We start from the raw sequence: 16,139 nt of genomic DNA, 5'->3' as shown, positions 1-16,139 counted from the left end.
GCTAACAATAGATATATCCTATTTTAGTAGTCAAATGCTTGCTTTGTCTATTCATTTTTCAAAAATGGTCGAAAAATTTAATCTAGAAAATTATAATTGTGTAGAATTGAACCTTATATCCTGCTATTTTGTTAAACAATGTAATGTGTTTCTTTTTTTTAGTGTAATTCTGCTTCGTAAAATCGAAAATAAGATATTGAGTGCTGATAATGATATTTTTTAAGATTCATCATCCATAAAAATAGCGAAGTAGTAAAGTTCCTCACAACTTTTAATCGACACGAAATAAAAACATTAGGCAAATCAACAAATTATTTTTTTTTAGATTTACTTAATTTGGTCTTTTTTTTTCTCAAATTAAAGTAGGCTAGGAAGAAAGTTGTCCTAAAGCTTGTTTAATTAACTCCCCTGAATCCTGAATATGAGGGGTCGTTTTCAATATTCGATTCAGCGCTTTTTGGACTAATGTCTTATTAAAACCTAACGCAACCAATGCAGATAATGCTTCTTCTCGAATAGTGTTATCAACTGTTAAAGTTTGTGAAATTGCAGCACTTTGTGCCCCTCCTTCTTTCAAAACCTTATCTTTTAACTCCAGAATAATACGCTTAGCTGCTTTGGGACCAATCCCCTTGGCACTCTTTAATACTGCTATATTCTCTGAAACAATAGCCGATCTTACTTCTCCTGGTGATAAGGTCGATAGCAAAACCCGTGCAGTGCTAGGACCTACCCCCGAAACAGAGATTAATAATCCAAAAATCTGCCTTTCTTCCTCTTCTGCAAAACCGTACAAAGTTTGACTGTCTTCTTTTACAATAAAATGAGTTAAGATTTTTAATTCATTCTGATTTGCTATTTTATTATAAGTATTTAGTGTAATGTGCACATGATATCCAATGCCATTGGCAGTTTCAATAATAATATCTGTTGGACTTTTTTGGGTTAACTTACCTTTGATGTAGGCAATCATATTATTTATCTTAACGTCGTGTTTAACACACAGAGACAGTTTACAATGTAATCAACGCACAAAACTATAAAAAAGCTAGTACAATAATTATTTATCCTTTAACTCTTAATAGTTTTTTTAACAAAATGAAAACATTTGCACACCCTTTTTACTAAATAGTGCATCCTTATCTATACTTAAATCATTCAAAATATGAGAACTACCATCTTAACAATTTGTTTTTGTAGCATTTTATTAAGTTGTCAAAACGACAATCAGGTTGTGACTGCTCCCAAAACAGAAATTCCACCACAACGAACCATTCCACTAAATATTAGTCTAAATATGACACAACCTAGTTATCAATTAGGGGACCCCATTACGTTAAGATTTGTCATAAAAAATAATACTTCAGAAATAGTTTCGTTTTGCAAGCTCAATTCTCCTGCCAATGGTCAAAATTGGAACAACTGTTTTCAAATTAAAGACAAAAAAGGTAATATAATTCCTTTTGTAGGCAAAATCCCAACTTATAGTGGTGCGGTAGAAGACAGCGATTTAATTAGTATTGAAGGCAATGGAGTTCAATTATACACCATCGACTTAAGACCTCGATATGCCTTAGATCAACCTGGCACTTATAGCATTCGGTTTATTGGAGATCAAGTCAATTTACTTTCCAATTCGTTGCCTGCTCGATTTACAATAAAATAAAACACCACTACTTCGTGGAAAAATCGCATCAGTTTGATTATCAACAGAGTGCACTTTTGTTACTTAATTCCTTAAAAAACTGATAATCAAACTGATGCAAAGATGCTTTTTTAGTTTCTCACAAAAAAGCTAAAAAATACACAAAGTACTAAACACAATAATAATCAACATTTTCTTAGAGTGTGATACTCTATTATAACCCAACAAAATACAATACAATGAAAAAAATATTTCAGTTATTAGCACTTGGTTTTAGTGCTACGTTTATTTTCTCCTGTCAAAATGCTACTGTAGATAAGGCATTATACCTTGAAGAAGTACCGAATGCTCGTGCCATGGATCAAAAAGCTCTATCTAAAGTTGAGACTGTAACGGAAGGGGCTAACTATACTTATCAAGTGAGTCCTGAACCGATACAAAATGAAAAACTTAATACCGAAGAATACGATAAAATCAATGAAAATACCTTTAAAGGTGTTGCTCAAACACCTGTTTCTACCTTTTCTATAGATGTTGATAATGCTTCTTATAGCAATATTCGTCGTTATCTAGAAATGGATCAAATGCCTTTAGCCGACGCTGTTCGCATTGAAGAAATGATCAACTATTTTGATTATGACTATCCCCAACCGCAAGGGCAAGATCCTTTTTCGATTAATACAGAAATATCTACCACTCCGTGGAATTCTGAACATCATCTCATTCATATAGGTTTGCAAGGCAAAGACTTGGATTATACCGATTTAAAATCGTCTAATTTGGTTTTTCTTATTGATGCCTCTGGTTCTATGAGTGCTGAAAACAAGCTCCCTTTACTTAAAAAATCCCTAAAACTCTTGTTGTCTGAGTTGGATGACAAGGATAAAGTTGCCATTGTTGCCTATGCAGGGGCAGCAGGTTTGGTTTTGCCTTCCACTCCTGCTTCTGAACATGAAAAGATTTTAAATGCTCTTGATGGGATTAATTCTGGCGGGTCAACTGCTGGAGGTCAAGGTATCGAGTTGGCCTACAACATTGCCAAAGAAAATTTGATTGCTGATGGTAACAACCGAGTTATTTTAGCAACAGACGGCGACTTTAACGTTGGGGTTTCTTCATCTAGTGAGCTTGTTTCGCTTATTGAAGAAAAACGAAAAGACAATATTTACTTGACTATCTGTGGTTTTGGTATGGGCAATTATAAAGATGGTCGCATGGAACAGATTAGTAATGCAGGGAACGGCAATTATTTTTATATTGATAACATTCGTGAAGCCAAAAAGGTATTCGTTACTCAGATGCGTGCCAATATGTTTACAATCGCCAAAGATGTAAAAATTCAAATTGAGTTTAATCCCAAAATGGTTAAAGCTTACCGTTTGATTGGGTACGAAAATAGATTGTTGGCGAACGAGGATTTTGATGACGATACCAAAGATGCAGGAGAACTAGGTGCAGGTCATACAGTAACTGCCATTTACGAAGTGATTCTTGCCAATTCAAAATCTACGCAAATAATTCATCAAGCTGCTGATTTAAAATATCAAACGACTAAGGTTTCAGGAAACGAAACCGACTTAATGACCGTGAAATTTCGCTACAAACCCATTCAATCCGATCAATCTATTTTGTTGGAGCAAGTACTTAAAAATACAGCTATTACCAACTTAGACAACAGTTCTGATAATTATCGCTTTTCGGCAGCCGTTGCTGGTTTTGGGATGTTATTAAGAAATTCTAAGTTCAAAGGTTCGGCTACCTATGATAGTGTTTTAGAACTAGCCAAAGGTGCTTTAGGTAATGATAAAGAGGGATACCGAACAGAATTTTTGCAGATGGTGCAATCAGCCAATACGTTAGAAACACTAGAAGCAAATTCAGAGAACTAATTCTCTCCGTTATTTCCAGTAAATAAATAATTTGCTCCCAATAAAACAAGCCTGCTTTTTATTGTTGAAACAAGTGCTATCGATCTTTAGTCTAATGCATTTCACAAATAAAAAGCAGGCTCTATTTTGGCTATAAGCATTTCATATAATGCTAATCGCCTTCTTTTAAACCCACACTTTGGAGTATTTTTATTTCTATCCGTCTATTCTTCACCCTTGTCGCTTCGTATGCATTGCTGTACAATGGTCTCTGTTCACCATATCCTTTGTAAGATAAGCGATTCTTATCAACTTCTTGAGACAACAAATAATCGTAGACATACCTAGCTCGCTGCTCAGAGTAAACTTGATTTACAGAATCGTTTCCAATATCATCAGTATAACCTCCAATCTCCACAACCAACTCTTTATGTGTTTTTAAGGCTTTTAGTAAAGTTTTAATATCTGAATTTTTACTTATATTTTGAATCGTAGACTTGCCTGCTTTAAAATAAATATTGTGCAAAGGGATAGAACTATTTTCAGTAATTGATTCAGGAACAATAAGCAAATGATTTATAGTAACTTGAATTTTAGAACTGTCTATAAATTGAGGCATTTCGGGGCATATATAATTTCCTTCTTTATCCAACAAACGATACTTTTCGTTAGGTTCAAAATCACGAATCATCATACGAATTTTTTGGTATCGACTGCTTCGATTAGCACCATCTGTCCCCAAATCCCAGTACCGAATAGCTTCTGCGCTAGTATATCCACAAAATTGTTTTAACAAAACGGCTGCAATAAACCCAGAAGCGTGCCATCCATTCCAACAATGCAAATAAACAGGTCCTTTTGAAGCATCAATTCCAGATTCATATACCAACTCTATAATTTTTTGTACATGTGATGAATCAAAATAATCCAATTGATAGTATTTCATTTGATTGTTAGCCCCATGTACACAACTACAGGTGTCGATACTATCTACAGATTCAAAATTTGTTCGATAAAGATAAACTGCTGCCGAAAATCCTTCGTAACACAAATTGTTTATACCATCTTTGGGGAGAGGGTTATGATTTTTTCGTTTATCAGTTTTGTGAAAATAGTTGTTGGCACCTCCTCGGTAAGCTACTCCATGCAAAACACTTCTCATATTGCGAGTGCCATATAAAGGCAAACAACCATTCCCCCAGTTATCTGTTATTTTGTACAATAAATTTTCCTCTACATAACGCTCCTTATAAAAACTAAAATCTAAGTCAATTATAGGTTGATAACCTTCACAATAGTCTTCGCAAGGTATAAATTCAGCCGACTCTTTCAGTTGCCCGAACAAAGCAATAGGTAAAATCAGATTAAAAACAACATACCATACGTTCTTGTGTCTTAGAGTTTTCTTTTCCATATTTTCCAAACAAACTTTAATAAGTTCTACATTAACCAATTAATACAATTCATTGTAGGACAAATTTTAATATTAGTTCGTTGAAACCACAACAGAGGGGGATTATTTTAACTTAATAGATTAGTAAATTCACATCTATATCCTACTAAAGCCATAAATTCAATATTAAGACATATGCCTATAATTTTGAATTTATTAATATACTTTAACAAAAAACAACCTGTTAAAGTATAACCTCGTCCCCCCCACATTGCTTAAACGTGTGTCTTTGCAATCACAATAAACTGCTGATAATAAAGAGACTGTATACTATTGTTTTTATTCTCTAATAATTTTTCTATGTCCTTTATTAGTTGCCTTAATAATTTAGAATTTTTCTGATAAATTGCTTCTCCCAACTGACGAACTAAGGAAATTTCTAATTGATAAGCGTTGAACATACCCGCTCCTTTTTCTAACTCTATTGCTGTAAATGTTTTTCCTAATAATAGTTTAACCCAAATCGTAGCAATTATTATAAAATCAGTAAATTCAGTGGCTCTAGTTCCTGCTTCTAACAAATCCTCATATAAAGCCAAAAGATCGGTTTTATTTACTTTAGGGTATTGGAAAAAATAAATATTAGCCTTTTCCATTAATGCCAAATCCAACCGTTCATCTTGCTCATGCTTCTTATAAAAAGCTACTAATTGCTCCCATTTTTTTAGTGCAAGGCGGTATTGTTTGCTAGAAATGAGAATGCTAATGGTGTTTCTAATTTCCGATTCAGAAGTTGGATATGGCAAGTTAGGATGAGCCGTTTCGATTCTATCCCTTTCTTTTAGCGCTTTGGCTGACTCATTGTATTGCCCTCTATAAAAATAAAATATTGCCTTTAGTAAGAGCAGATTATAGGTTGTTAACTTAGGGTAATGAGCCATTGCAAAAATCATTGGCATTTGAGGATGCTCTTTCAAAATAGCTTCTAACTTGTTCAAATGTCGAACCAATGCATTCGTAGACTTGTGAGTGCGCCCAATTGCCGTACACCCTTTGCTAAATGCAATATAATGGTAGAGTAGTGTAAATCTGGGCAAGTCTTTATAAGGCTGTATCAATTTTCGTACAGCTTTTAGTACTTCTTGATAATCCTCTATTGTTTTTATACGATACGATTGTTGGTGATAATAATGCAATTTCTGCAAAGCATGATTCCATTCAACCGCTTTTAACAAACGCTTTTCGGCATCAATAAGTGCCTTGTCACCTCCTATAAACAAACACTGCTGGCAGTATATAATCATATTAAGTACGCCAGGTAGCAACTCAAATAAATTTAGTTTTTGGCAATGCTTTTCTAATTTGAGGGCTTTCTCCAAAGCATCTTTAAATTGGTTTTTATTAACCAAATAACGAATAAAACTCAAACTTTGTTCTTCTTTTGAAGAATGCGTCTCTGTCTTTTTCAAATAGTGATACAACCACTCTATTAACTGCTGCCTTAATTTATAAAAACGGTTGATTAGTTTGGTGTATTCTACTTGGTCTACTTCTTCTTTATAAATAACATTAATTGCCCTTGGAGTTTTAAATGTTGTTTCTATTGTTCTCAAAAAATGAATTAGCCGCAACATTTTAGGCGACTTACCAAAAGCATGATCCAACACAATTTGACTAGTGGGGTTTACTTCACAAAAAAGAAGGAAAAGTTCTTCATTCATTAGATAGTCTATTTCAGAGTAAGTGTGTATACAGTATTTTCGCTCAGTAGACGAATTTTGTGCCATTTTTGGAGTACCAACAAGAATATTCTTCACAAAAAATGAACTAAAGCACATTAACGTGAGAATCACTTAAAATACTAACAACCAACAAAATAATCAACAAAAAACCATCATATCATACCTAAAAACGATGAATATACATTGTCTATATTTTTTTTGGGTTTAATGTTTGATTTAGTTTTGGCACGTTCAAACAAAGGTAAAAAAAAGTACTCATCTAGCTACCTAATTATTATCATAATCTATTTTGGCAAGCTGTAAAAAGGATACTTTTTAGCCCTTATTTTTTCACCATTTTATCCAATACTATTTATTATGAAAACATACATTTCATTCTTATTATTTACCTTAACCCTACTTTTTCTGAATAGTTGTAAACCAGATGATGTATCAACAGATAGCAGCCAACTGCTAGTTATAGAAAACGGAGCCATGTCTGCTGAGCCAGGGCAAAATATTACATATAGTGCTGCATTAATTGACGCTTCAGGCAACAAAACTACGGCTACCAATGTGACTTGGTCTAGTGGCAACTCTTCTGTTGCAAGTATTGGAAGCAACGGGCAAGTTACCATTAGCGAAGTTGGCGTTACAACAATCAAAGCTTCCGTTAATGTAGGGGGAGTAACCCTAACAGCCGAGGCACCGCTAAACATTCAAGTTCCTGGTCTATTTGCTGTCGCACCTTCTGCTATTTTAGTAGACACCGATTTCCCAGATATTCAATTAGAAGCGGTTTATCTTGGAACAGGTTCTACTACGTATAGTTATCAATCTAGTGATGCCAATGTTGCCACAGTATCTAATACTGGAATGGTTAATTTTGTAGGAGTTGGTAGCTGTCAAATTACAGTAACAGCCAATGGTTTGACAGGAACACCTGTTGTTACTGTTCCTGTTGTTGTCTTAGGACCAATTAGTGTTCCTCTACCAGTTTCTCGTATTGTACTTAGCCCCAATTCTAATACTATTTTAAAAACAGAAACAACACAATACAGCGCAAAAGCATACAATATCGACAATCAAGAAGTTAGTACTAATTTCAGTTGGTCTGTTGTAGATCCTAATATCGCTAGTGTTGACGCTTCTGGAAATATTACGCCATTAAAAGTTGGTACGACAACTATTCGTGCGACTGCCGAAGGAATTACTGGTAGCGCCGAGTTGGTGGTTGCTCCTAACAAAGTAATTATTGTTGATCCATACTACGCTACTGTTCCTGCTGGTCAAACCAAACAATTTACAGCCAAACAATACGATGTTGTTCGAAATAGTAACGGAGAATTAGCTTTAGGCGCAATGACAACTCCTTCTAACTTAACATGGGAAATCCCAACTTATGGGTTCTCTATTTTTGATATCGCTACCATCGATAATAATGGTTTGGCGACCGTAAAAAGCAATGCTACTCTTGGCTTAATTACTTATGTGATTGCTTCTCACCCTTCTGATCCAGATATAGAGCCAGGTGTTGGGGTTCTTTCGGTTGCTGTCAGTTCTGGAAATTGCAACTGTGGTGCCCAAGATATAGCTGCTGCAAGTTTGAACTTGACTAGTCCTAACAATGTAACTCTAAGTATCGGGCAAACAGCTCAAATTCAAGCAGAGGTCTTAGATAACTCAGGTAACCCTATTAGTAATGCTGCATTAGTTTATTGTAGTGATAACGTACAAGTTGCCGATGTAGATTTTAATGGCGAAATTTCTGCTACTAGCTTTAACGCTGGTACAGCAACCATTACGGTTTGTCATGGTAACCTAAGTGAAACAATTACGGTTAATGTTCAATAAAATAACACCCTGATTATCAATCAACAAAATGAATATTTTTCAAGTAAAAGAGAAAAAAGTATTTTTTTTTTGCACCAAATACACCAAAAATTAATTTACTCGCATCTTAGTAAATAGAGTAGTGTTCATAGAACCTTTTTAGTTGAGTTTATTCATCTTCAAAGATTGAGAATAAAAGAGCCTGTTGCCCACAGGCTCTTTTCATTTTTAGTATACCAATCTCGATTTTTGTCTTAATTTCCTTTTATCATAACTAAAGCGTACCTTTGTGGCACAAAAATTTACTTTTGATTTTAAGATAAAATAATTGAATTATGTTCTTACAAATGTTCAAATCAAAAATTCACTGTGCTACAGTGACAGAAGCCAACCTTAATTACGTTGGTAGTATTACGATTGATGAAGATTTAATGGAAGCTGCTAATATATTTGAAGGAGAGCGTGTGCAAATAGTAAACAATAACAATGGGGAAAGATTAGAAACCTATGTTATTAAGGGAGAAAGAGGCTCAGGGGTTATCTGTTTAAATGGTGCTGCTGCTCGCAGATGTCAAGTTGGCGATATTATTATTATTATCGGTTATGCTTTTCTATCACCTGAAGAGGCGAAAACTTTTGAACCAACAATTGTTTTTCCTAACGAAAAGAATGCTTTAAACTAGGTTCCTTAGTAGTGCTTGTCCAAACAAAGTTCTTATATAGTAAATAAGTTGTTGAGTGTAGAATCTTAACAACTTATTTTTTTTATGATGGTATCCTTGCTTTTTGATAACTCCCTTCTAAATAGTTGACAGAAAATAACAAAAAGAAACTATAAATACCAAGCCCTATCGCGCTCAAAAGTGTATTCTCTGTCATAAATGACAAGAATATTGTTACATAAAACAAGAGAAAAAATAGATTCTTATAGTTTTGATGGTAAAAGAAAGGGAATAAAAAACAACTCAGAAAAAATAGCAACCCGATGATTCCTGTAGCTGCATACAATGTCAAAAAGAAATTGTGAGGATACATGACTTTTTGATCTGGATAATGCGCCTCATATTGCTTGGCTTGCTCATCATTCAAATCTCCAATCCCAACCCCAAACCAAGGTGATTGTTGCGCTACATCCCACGCTATTTTGTATGACAACAAACGACGAGTATCTGAATACTCCCCAATATGTCCCTGTCGATACATATCCCAATTGTGTTTGGTCAAATCAACCTTGGTTCTAATACTTGGAACATACTTGTATGCCAAATAAGGCACCACACACATTCCCACTAATAAGATCATTCCAATCCCATAATGCCTTTTGCTCAGCATATAATACAAAACCGTTGTTCCTATTCCTCCATACAAGACCAAAAGACCAATTCTCACCGATAGTAAGTGTAGTGTAATGATCAGAAATAAGACAAGAAAGCGGAGCAGCCATTTCTCGCTTGCATTCTTCCAATGAAACCCTTGCTGGAGCAACCAAAATCCTGCAAAAACAGCTAGATTTATCATCAAACTGAATCGAATATGCTCTCCATTTGGTGTTGGAATAGCTTTGCTCACAATTAGACGTTGTTGCATTGCTTCATAGTGTAGTCCGTAGTTGACTAAAACTCCTAAACAGGCAATCACCATCATATAAAAATAGATGGCCAACAATTCTTGATAGGATTTTTTAGAAAAAGTTGGCAACAGCCCAAACGCAATAGGCAATATGAGTAGTGGCAAGGCTATCCGCAAACGAACCATGGATGCCTCCCAATTATCAGAGGTCAAAGCACTGAAAAGAAATAATACAAATATACCTAATGTAGCGATGAACGATTTGTTTGCCCCAATACGTTTCCAATCTTGTTTTATTGTTGGAGATAATATACCCAAAACTACAAATCCAATCATGGACAGTGTCAACAAAAACTTAGAACAAATTAGCCCAATAAATAAACTTATACAGGTAGCATAAATTAATTTTTGTCGAGGATATTGTCCTAAGAAAAACTGTATTTTTGACTCCATAAATGACTGGCAGACTTACTCTATAATGTAAATTGAATATATTTGATTGTTCTATTGTCCTTTAGGTGCATTTCTTCATAAAATGTCTTAATATCCAACTCAGGAAAATCCAACTCTTGAGCATAAATATTATCATTTTGATACAAGATTTCAATTTGCTGTTCTTCTAATACTTCTAAGGTGTATTCATACAACTCTGGAGAATCTGTTTTTAGGTGCACACGATTATTGTCCTTTTTGAGAATATGGCGATACACATCCAAGAATCTTGGTGCTGTAGTGCGTTTTCGTGCCTTTCCTAATTGTGGATCAGGAAATGTAATCCAAATTTCGGATACTTCTCCTAGAGCAAAATAGTATTCCATAAACTCTATTCTAGCTCTTAAGAAAGCAACATTTTCTTCTTTGTTCAACAAAGCACCATTGGCTCCTGTCCAGAGGCGATTCCCTTTGATTTCAACTCCGATATAATTATTTTCAGGATACATTTTTCCTAAACCACGTGCGTAATGTCCTTTTCCACACGCCACTTCCAAAATAATTGGATTGTCATTTTGAAAATGATTTTGCCATTGCCCTTTCATGTCTACATCATTTCCTTGATAATCTACGACAAGTGGTGTATTATGTCCTTTAGACGAATAAACATTGGGAAAGGTTCTAATGGCTGCAAATTTTTGGAGTTTGCTAAGCTTTGTCATTGGTTTATATTTATCACTAAGAGCAAATCAAGAATCTAGACCTGCTACAATTTTTCAGCAATTATTAAAAATAGAAGTATATGACCTTACTACTTCATGACTTTTTGTAAAACGAAAAAAGCCACGAAGTAATGAGGTGTTTAGAGTCCGCAAATATACAAACTTCAGTGAACTTTTTGGAATAGAGCAATTAATTGCTCCGCAAGCATACATTTTGCGAATCTAAAATTTTTATACTCCGATTCTTGTAAGAAACGATTCTAGTTTGTAGCAACCGAACGGCTTTATAGGTTAATAATTCTGATTGTTTTGTCGTCATAGTCTATATTTCCAGAACGTTTTAGTTTGTTCAAAACACTACTAACCGTTTGACGAGAAGTAAAAGTAAGTTTACCAATTTCTGTATTGTTCAAGAATTTCTTAACAATTAAGCTATTATCCTTATGTTTTCCAAAATCTTTGCCCAACTCCAAAAGAAAGTCAATAATTCTAGTCGTAGAGTCTTTGTATATAATTTGAGCAATTTGAAATTCTACTTTTCGCAACCTCAGACCAATTAGTTTGTACATTGCACGATTAAACGCCTTGTTTTTTGACATAATATTTTGAATCACATCAATATGCAAAGTGCAGACGGTGCAGTTTTCGGCAGCAACAACAAAATCGTTGGAATTCCCATCTGCTAAAGCCAATTCGCCAAAAATATTTCCAGAATTCAAGAGATATTTTAAGTTTTCTTCTCCATTTTCGGTGTAATTACCCACTTTCACAGCCCCTTCTTTCAACAAGTAAATTGTTTTTTGAGAGTTAAAAGGAAACATAATTGGATCATCCTTCTTATAAGGCTTATGAATAGAAGTTTCTGCCACTAATTTTAATTCTGTTTTAGTGAGCACTTTAAAAATATCAAATTGTTCTAAATACCAAAGTTTGGTTAACGTTTGCATGCTTATTGTTTTTACATCAAGGTTACTTCTAAAAACGATTGTTTTTCAGGGTAATCAGTGGTATAGTGTAAACCTCTACTTTCTTTGCGAGTAGCTGCTGAACGTGTAATCATATAAGCAATTGTAATTAAGTTTCTCAACTCACAGAGTTGCGGCGATATAGTAGTTGTACTATACAGTTGCTCTGTTTCTTCGTACAAAATATGCAAGCGATCGAAGGCTCTTTTTAAACGCACACTTGATCGAACAATTCCCACGTAACTACTCATAATTTCTTTTAGCTCCTTGATACTTTGTGTAATCAAGACCAACTCATTAGGGTCTGTTGTGCCTGTAGCATCCCAATCTGGAATCCCCGCCTGAAATTCTGTATTATCAATACGACCTGAAATATCCTGCACCACCCGTTCTGCATAAACTAATCCTTCCAACAAAGAATTGGAAGCTAGTCGATTGGCCCCATGCAAGCCTGTACAACTACATTCTCCACAAGCGTACAAGTTTTGAATAGAAGTCTGCCCCATTTCATCCGTTTTAATACCACCACAGATATAATGTGCCGCTGGAACCACAGGAATTAAATCTTTCATTGGGTCGATTCCAAGGCTAATACACTTATCATAAATCGTTGGAAAATGAGCTACAAAAGCATCTTTATCCAAATGAGAACAGTCCAACATCATGTAATCTTGTCCTCGCATCTTCATTTCGTTGTCAATCGCTCTTGCCACAATATCTCTAGGTGCCAAAGACTTTCTTGGATCATATTTGTGCATAAACTCCTCTCCTTCTGGTGTTTTGAGAATGGCTCCAAAGCCACGCACCGCCTCCGATACCAAAAATGCAGGGTTTTCAACAACAGGATTGTACAAAGAAGTTGGATGAAATTGTACAAACTCCATATTTTCCATGCGCCCTTTGGCTCTATAAAACATTGCCATTCCATCTCCTGTAGCGATACTAGGGTTTGTCGTTGTCTTATAAACCTGTCCAGCTCCGCCAGTAGCTACAACGGTAAATTTGGCTAAAAATGTTTCTATTTCCTTGTTTTGAGTGTTCAATACATACGCTCCATAGCACTCTATATTAGGTGTTATACGAGTAACTTGTTTACCTAAGTGGTGCTGTGTAATTAAATCAATTGCAAAGTAATGATCATAGTACTCAAGGTTCGGATAACTTTTTGCTTTTTCATTCAAAGCCCGTTGAATCTCCCAACCAGTCAAATCCTTAAAGTGTAAAATTCGATTTTCTGAATGACCACCTTCTTTTCCCAAATCATAGTCACTTAAATTTTTGTCAAAACGCGTCCCCCACTCAATCAATTCTCGCACTCTCGTTGGACCTTCTTTGACAACAATATTGACAGCATTCAAATCACAAAGACCGTCTCCTGCATCTAGCGTATCTTCAATATGCTTGTCGAAAGAATCTGTATCAAAATTCCAAACGGCAGCCACTCCACCTTGTGCATAACGTGTGTTGCTTTCCTCCTTGGTAGCTTTTGTCAAAACACAAATTTTTTTGTCGGGATGACGCTCTGCCATTTTTATGGCAATAGTTAAGCCTGCAACTCCTGATCCAATTACCAATACATCTATTTGCTTCATCTTGCTTGCGTTAGTAGTCCATTATTGCTAACTTTAAACAAAACCACATCAAACTAATGATCAATAACAACTCCCTCAATAAATATATATAGAGTTTGTTTCTGATGTTGTTCATATGGTTTTATCGGACTATTATTATATTCGATTATAATTAAAAAATATCATGACCTATATCTTCTATAACACACTCTAAAAACTTGTAACAAGTTATAAGATAGTGGTTTGAATCTATCACCTTGTAATATAAAAAAAGCCGCTTACTTTTTAAGATAAGCTGCTATAAAATGTCTTATTTTTGACATCCTCTTCCTTTCTCTTCAGCAAAACATCTATTTTTTGTCTATCTTCTCTATGTCTCTCCAAGATATTTTGAGTAAGCTAGGTAAAACTCTATAATAATTATGCCCCATAATAGCCTCCAAATGCAATACTCCTAAAATTTTAATCCAACCAATCAATATTGTTTGAATGGTGTTTTTTGAGAAAAAAAATGCTAACCATACTGATTATAATATATTTTATAATTTTTTTATCGTGGGAAACAGCTACAAATGTTTTTTAAGCATACCATCTTTTTAATTATCATGCAATAAGTTTAGTTTGTACTACTACTACTGCCCCTATATACAATACCTATTTTATCATTATTCAATTAAGTTATCGAATGACACAACTCATAAGATCAATACTATTTTTTATTTTCAGTATTTTTCACTTTCAATTATTTGCTCAAAATCAAGCATATGTTAATACGCCAGATTCTTTGTACTTAATTGATGTGTCTACTTGTAGGGCTCGAACCATTGGGAAATTAGATACTGTATTCCTTGATATTGCGATGAATCCTGTCAGTAAAATACTCTATGGTATAGGTTATGATTATAACCTATACAAAATTAGCCGAATCGATGCAACAATATCTTTAATTAATAATATTCCAGTCTATCTAAATTCCTTAACATTCTCCAAAAAAGGTGTTTTATATGCCATGGGACAAGGGGATCGAATATACACGATTGACTTATTCAGAGGAACTGCCACTCATATTGGTAATACTAGTTTGTGGGTGGACCCAGATGGAGACATTGCTTTGTTAAATGGCAAGTTATACTTATCAGCCGTTGTTCATGTTCCTTATGGATCAAAGTTAGTAGAAATAGATATTAAGAATTTAAATAAACCTAATTTCCCAAATACTAAAAATAAAGGTCGCTTCAACTCACTTAGTAATGTATTTGGGCTCGCCTCTATTGGTTGTTCTCCTGAACTATATGCATTTTCGGGAAAGAACGTTTACAAAGTTCCCAACCAAAACCCTGCACAAAGAGTTTTACAGTGTTCTAATATTATTCCTGGTAATATCTTGGGGACGGCTTCTTTGGCAGAAGATATAGATTTTTCAAGCTTAGACTTGGTAGATACAACACATATTTGTCGAGGAAATAATGCAATTTTGGATGCTAGAGTCCGCAATGCTAGTTACGTTTGGCAAGACAATGCTACTGTTTCGCAATATACCGCTTCTACATCTGGTCTTTATTCAGTCACTGTATCTATAAACAACTGTACACAAACAGATAGTGCCTTTGTTTACGTTACGGATTATCCCTCGCTTGACTTGGGCAAGGACACTACTTTGTGCGAAGGAGAATTTTTAACGTTAGATGTTTATCAAAATAATTCTACTTATCTTTGGCAAGATGCGAGCACGGACCCCAACTACACCATCAATCAGAGTGGAATCTATGCCGTTTCGGTTACTCTGGATAACTGTGTTAGTACCGATAGTATTTCTGTGAGTTATACTTCTATGCCTGATTTTTATTGGGACGACTATCCAACAACGATCTGTGAAGGCAGTTCTTTTGTATTGGACGCCACCCATATGCACTCATCAACAACCTACACTTGGCAAGATAATTCTACTAGTCCTACCTTTTGGGTACAACAAGCAGGTATTTATTCTGTATCTGTTAGCAATATTTGCGGAAGTAAGACAAAGGAAATAGAAGTATCAACCAAGGAATGTGATTGCTTTGAAGGAATACCTGATATTTTCACGCCCAATGCCGATGGTGTTAACGATACATTTGGTCCAGTTACAAAATGTGATTTAGAAATTATTAATTTTGAAATTTACAATCGTTGGGGACAAATCGTCTATCAGACCAACGCCAATTATGCCCCTTGGGATGGGCAATTTAAGGGACAAATTGCCGCTTCTGAGGTTTATATTTATTTACTCCAATATTACGATGATTATGGGGTACGTGTTTCCAAGAGAGGAGAAGTAACTCTAGCTCGATAAGTGGATAAAATAAGAGCCATCATTTTGAAAATGATGGCTCTCTTGTTATAAATTTAGCTAAATTCTTATAGCATCTATTTTTCTCTTGATA

Annotated in this window: 12 protein-coding genes; 5 read left to right on the top strand and 7 right to left on the bottom strand. The window is 34.8% G+C overall.

Features of this window, described 5'->3' with window-relative positions:
• Positions 1-367: 367 nt before the first annotated feature.
• Positions 368-973 (bottom strand): Holliday junction branch migration protein RuvA, encoded by a 606-nt coding sequence (ruvA, locus tag QP953_RS01860; RefSeq protein ID WP_052598091.1) that lies wholly within the window; start codon positions 971-973, stop codon positions 368-370.
• A gap of 192 nt (positions 974-1,165) precedes the next feature.
• Between ruvA and QP953_RS01855 the strand changes: the two genes are divergently transcribed.
• Together QP953_RS01855 and QP953_RS01850 are read left to right on the top strand one after the other, a co-directional pair.
• A complete protein-coding gene (locus tag QP953_RS01855) occupies positions 1,166-1,666 on the top strand; it encodes a hypothetical protein (protein WP_309553779.1) in 501 nt (166 codons plus the stop codon).
• 218 nt (positions 1,667-1,884) lie between these two features.
• Entirely contained in the window at positions 1,885-3,534 is a 1,650-nt protein-coding gene (locus QP953_RS01850; protein WP_309553778.1) for a von Willebrand factor type A domain-containing protein, read from the top strand.
• Between the two features lie 151 nt (positions 3,535-3,685).
• Here QP953_RS01850 and QP953_RS01845 read toward each other — a convergent pair whose 3' ends face one another.
• Together QP953_RS01845 and QP953_RS01840 are read right to left on the bottom strand one after the other, a co-directional pair.
• Positions 3,686-4,927, bottom strand: coding sequence for an OmpA family protein (locus QP953_RS01845; protein WP_309553777.1), 1,242 nt, complete (start codon positions 4,925-4,927; stop codon positions 3,686-3,688).
• A gap of 254 nt (positions 4,928-5,181) precedes the next feature.
• Positions 5,182-6,627 carry a hypothetical protein gene (locus QP953_RS01840; protein ID WP_309553776.1) on the bottom strand — a complete coding sequence of 482 codons (1,446 nt, stop codon included), beginning with the start codon at positions 6,625-6,627 and terminating at the stop codon, positions 5,182-5,184.
• 378 nt (positions 6,628-7,005) lie between these two features.
• Between QP953_RS01840 and QP953_RS01835 the strand changes: the two genes are divergently transcribed.
• Positions 7,006-8,481: an Ig-like domain-containing protein gene (locus tag QP953_RS01835; protein ID WP_052598086.1), complete on the top strand. Its 1,476-nt coding sequence runs from the start codon at positions 7,006-7,008 to the stop codon at positions 8,479-8,481.
• 314 nt (positions 8,482-8,795) lie between these two features.
• Positions 8,796-9,143, top strand: a complete 348-nt coding sequence (gene panD / locus QP953_RS01830; protein WP_052598085.1) for an aspartate 1-decarboxylase — start codon at positions 8,796-8,798, stop codon at positions 9,141-9,143.
• An 82-nt stretch (positions 9,144-9,225) separates the two neighbouring features.
• On the opposite strand, the gene QP953_RS01825 is transcribed toward panD, so the two are convergent.
• The 4 genes from QP953_RS01825 to nadB form a co-directional block, all read right to left on the bottom strand.
• On the bottom strand, positions 9,226-10,482 hold the full coding sequence (locus QP953_RS01825) for an O-antigen ligase (protein ID WP_052598084.1): 1,257 nt from the start codon (positions 10,480-10,482) through the stop codon (positions 9,226-9,228).
• Positions 10,483-10,502: 20 nt separating this feature from the next.
• Positions 10,503-11,183: a tRNA (guanosine(46)-N7)-methyltransferase TrmB gene (trmB, locus tag QP953_RS01820; protein ID WP_309553775.1), complete on the bottom strand. Its 681-nt coding sequence runs from the start codon at positions 11,181-11,183 to the stop codon at positions 10,503-10,505.
• A 284-nt stretch (positions 11,184-11,467) separates the two neighbouring features.
• Complete coding sequence (locus QP953_RS01815) at positions 11,468-12,130, bottom strand: Crp/Fnr family transcriptional regulator (RefSeq protein ID WP_052598082.1); 663 nt, start codon at positions 12,128-12,130, stop codon at positions 11,468-11,470.
• Between the two features lie 11 nt (positions 12,131-12,141).
• Complete coding sequence (gene nadB, locus QP953_RS01810) at positions 12,142-13,740, bottom strand: L-aspartate oxidase (RefSeq protein WP_052598081.1); 1,599 nt, start codon at positions 13,738-13,740, stop codon at positions 12,142-12,144.
• Between the two features lie 664 nt (positions 13,741-14,404).
• Here nadB and QP953_RS01805 point away from each other — a divergent pair.
• A complete protein-coding gene (locus QP953_RS01805; RefSeq protein ID WP_309553774.1) occupies positions 14,405-16,048 on the top strand; it encodes a T9SS type B sorting domain-containing protein in 1,644 nt (547 codons plus the stop codon).
• Positions 16,049-16,139: the final 91 nt, after the last annotated feature.

It is taken from the genome of Aureispira sp. CCB-E (assembly GCF_031326345.1).
Lineage (GTDB): Bacteria > Bacteroidota > Bacteroidia > Chitinophagales > Saprospiraceae > Aureispira.
Note: the sequence above shows the minus strand (reverse complement) of the source record. Positions and strands in the feature narration are given on the sequence as shown.

What these genes read in the sequence shown, in the direction of transcription:
- QP953_RS01850 (WP_309553778.1), top strand. Translation starts at nt 1,885, where the DNA reads ATGAAAAAAATATTTCAGTTATTAGCACTTGGTTTTAGTGCTACGTTT.
- QP953_RS01805 (WP_309553774.1), top strand. Translation starts at nt 14,405, where the DNA reads ATGACACAACTCATAAGATCAATACTATTTTTTATTTTCAGTATTTTT.
- nadB (WP_052598081.1), bottom strand. Translation starts at nt 13,740, where the DNA reads ATGAAGCAAATAGATGTATTGGTAATTGGATCAGGAGTTGCAGGCTTA.
- ruvA (WP_052598091.1), bottom strand. Translation starts at nt 973, where the DNA reads ATGATTGCCTACATCAAAGGTAAGTTAACCCAAAAAAGTCCAACAGAT.
- QP953_RS01825 (WP_052598084.1), bottom strand. Translation starts at nt 10,482, where the DNA reads ATGGAGTCAAAAATACAGTTTTTCTTAGGACAATATCCTCGACAAAAA.
- panD (WP_052598085.1), top strand. Translation starts at nt 8,796, where the DNA reads ATGTTCTTACAAATGTTCAAATCAAAAATTCACTGTGCTACAGTGACA.
- QP953_RS01815 (WP_052598082.1), bottom strand. Translation starts at nt 12,130, where the DNA reads ATGCAAACGTTAACCAAACTTTGGTATTTAGAACAATTTGATATTTTT.
- QP953_RS01845 (WP_309553777.1), bottom strand. Translation starts at nt 4,927, where the DNA reads ATGGAAAAGAAAACTCTAAGACACAAGAACGTATGGTATGTTGTTTTT.
- trmB (WP_309553775.1), bottom strand. Translation starts at nt 11,183, where the DNA reads ATGACAAAGCTTAGCAAACTCCAAAAATTTGCAGCCATTAGAACCTTT.
- QP953_RS01835 (WP_052598086.1), top strand. Translation starts at nt 7,006, where the DNA reads ATGAAAACATACATTTCATTCTTATTATTTACCTTAACCCTACTTTTT.
- QP953_RS01840 (WP_309553776.1), bottom strand. Translation starts at nt 6,627, where the DNA reads ATGAATGAAGAACTTTTCCTTCTTTTTTGTGAAGTAAACCCCACTAGT.
- QP953_RS01855 (WP_309553779.1), top strand. Translation starts at nt 1,166, where the DNA reads ATGAGAACTACCATCTTAACAATTTGTTTTTGTAGCATTTTATTAAGT.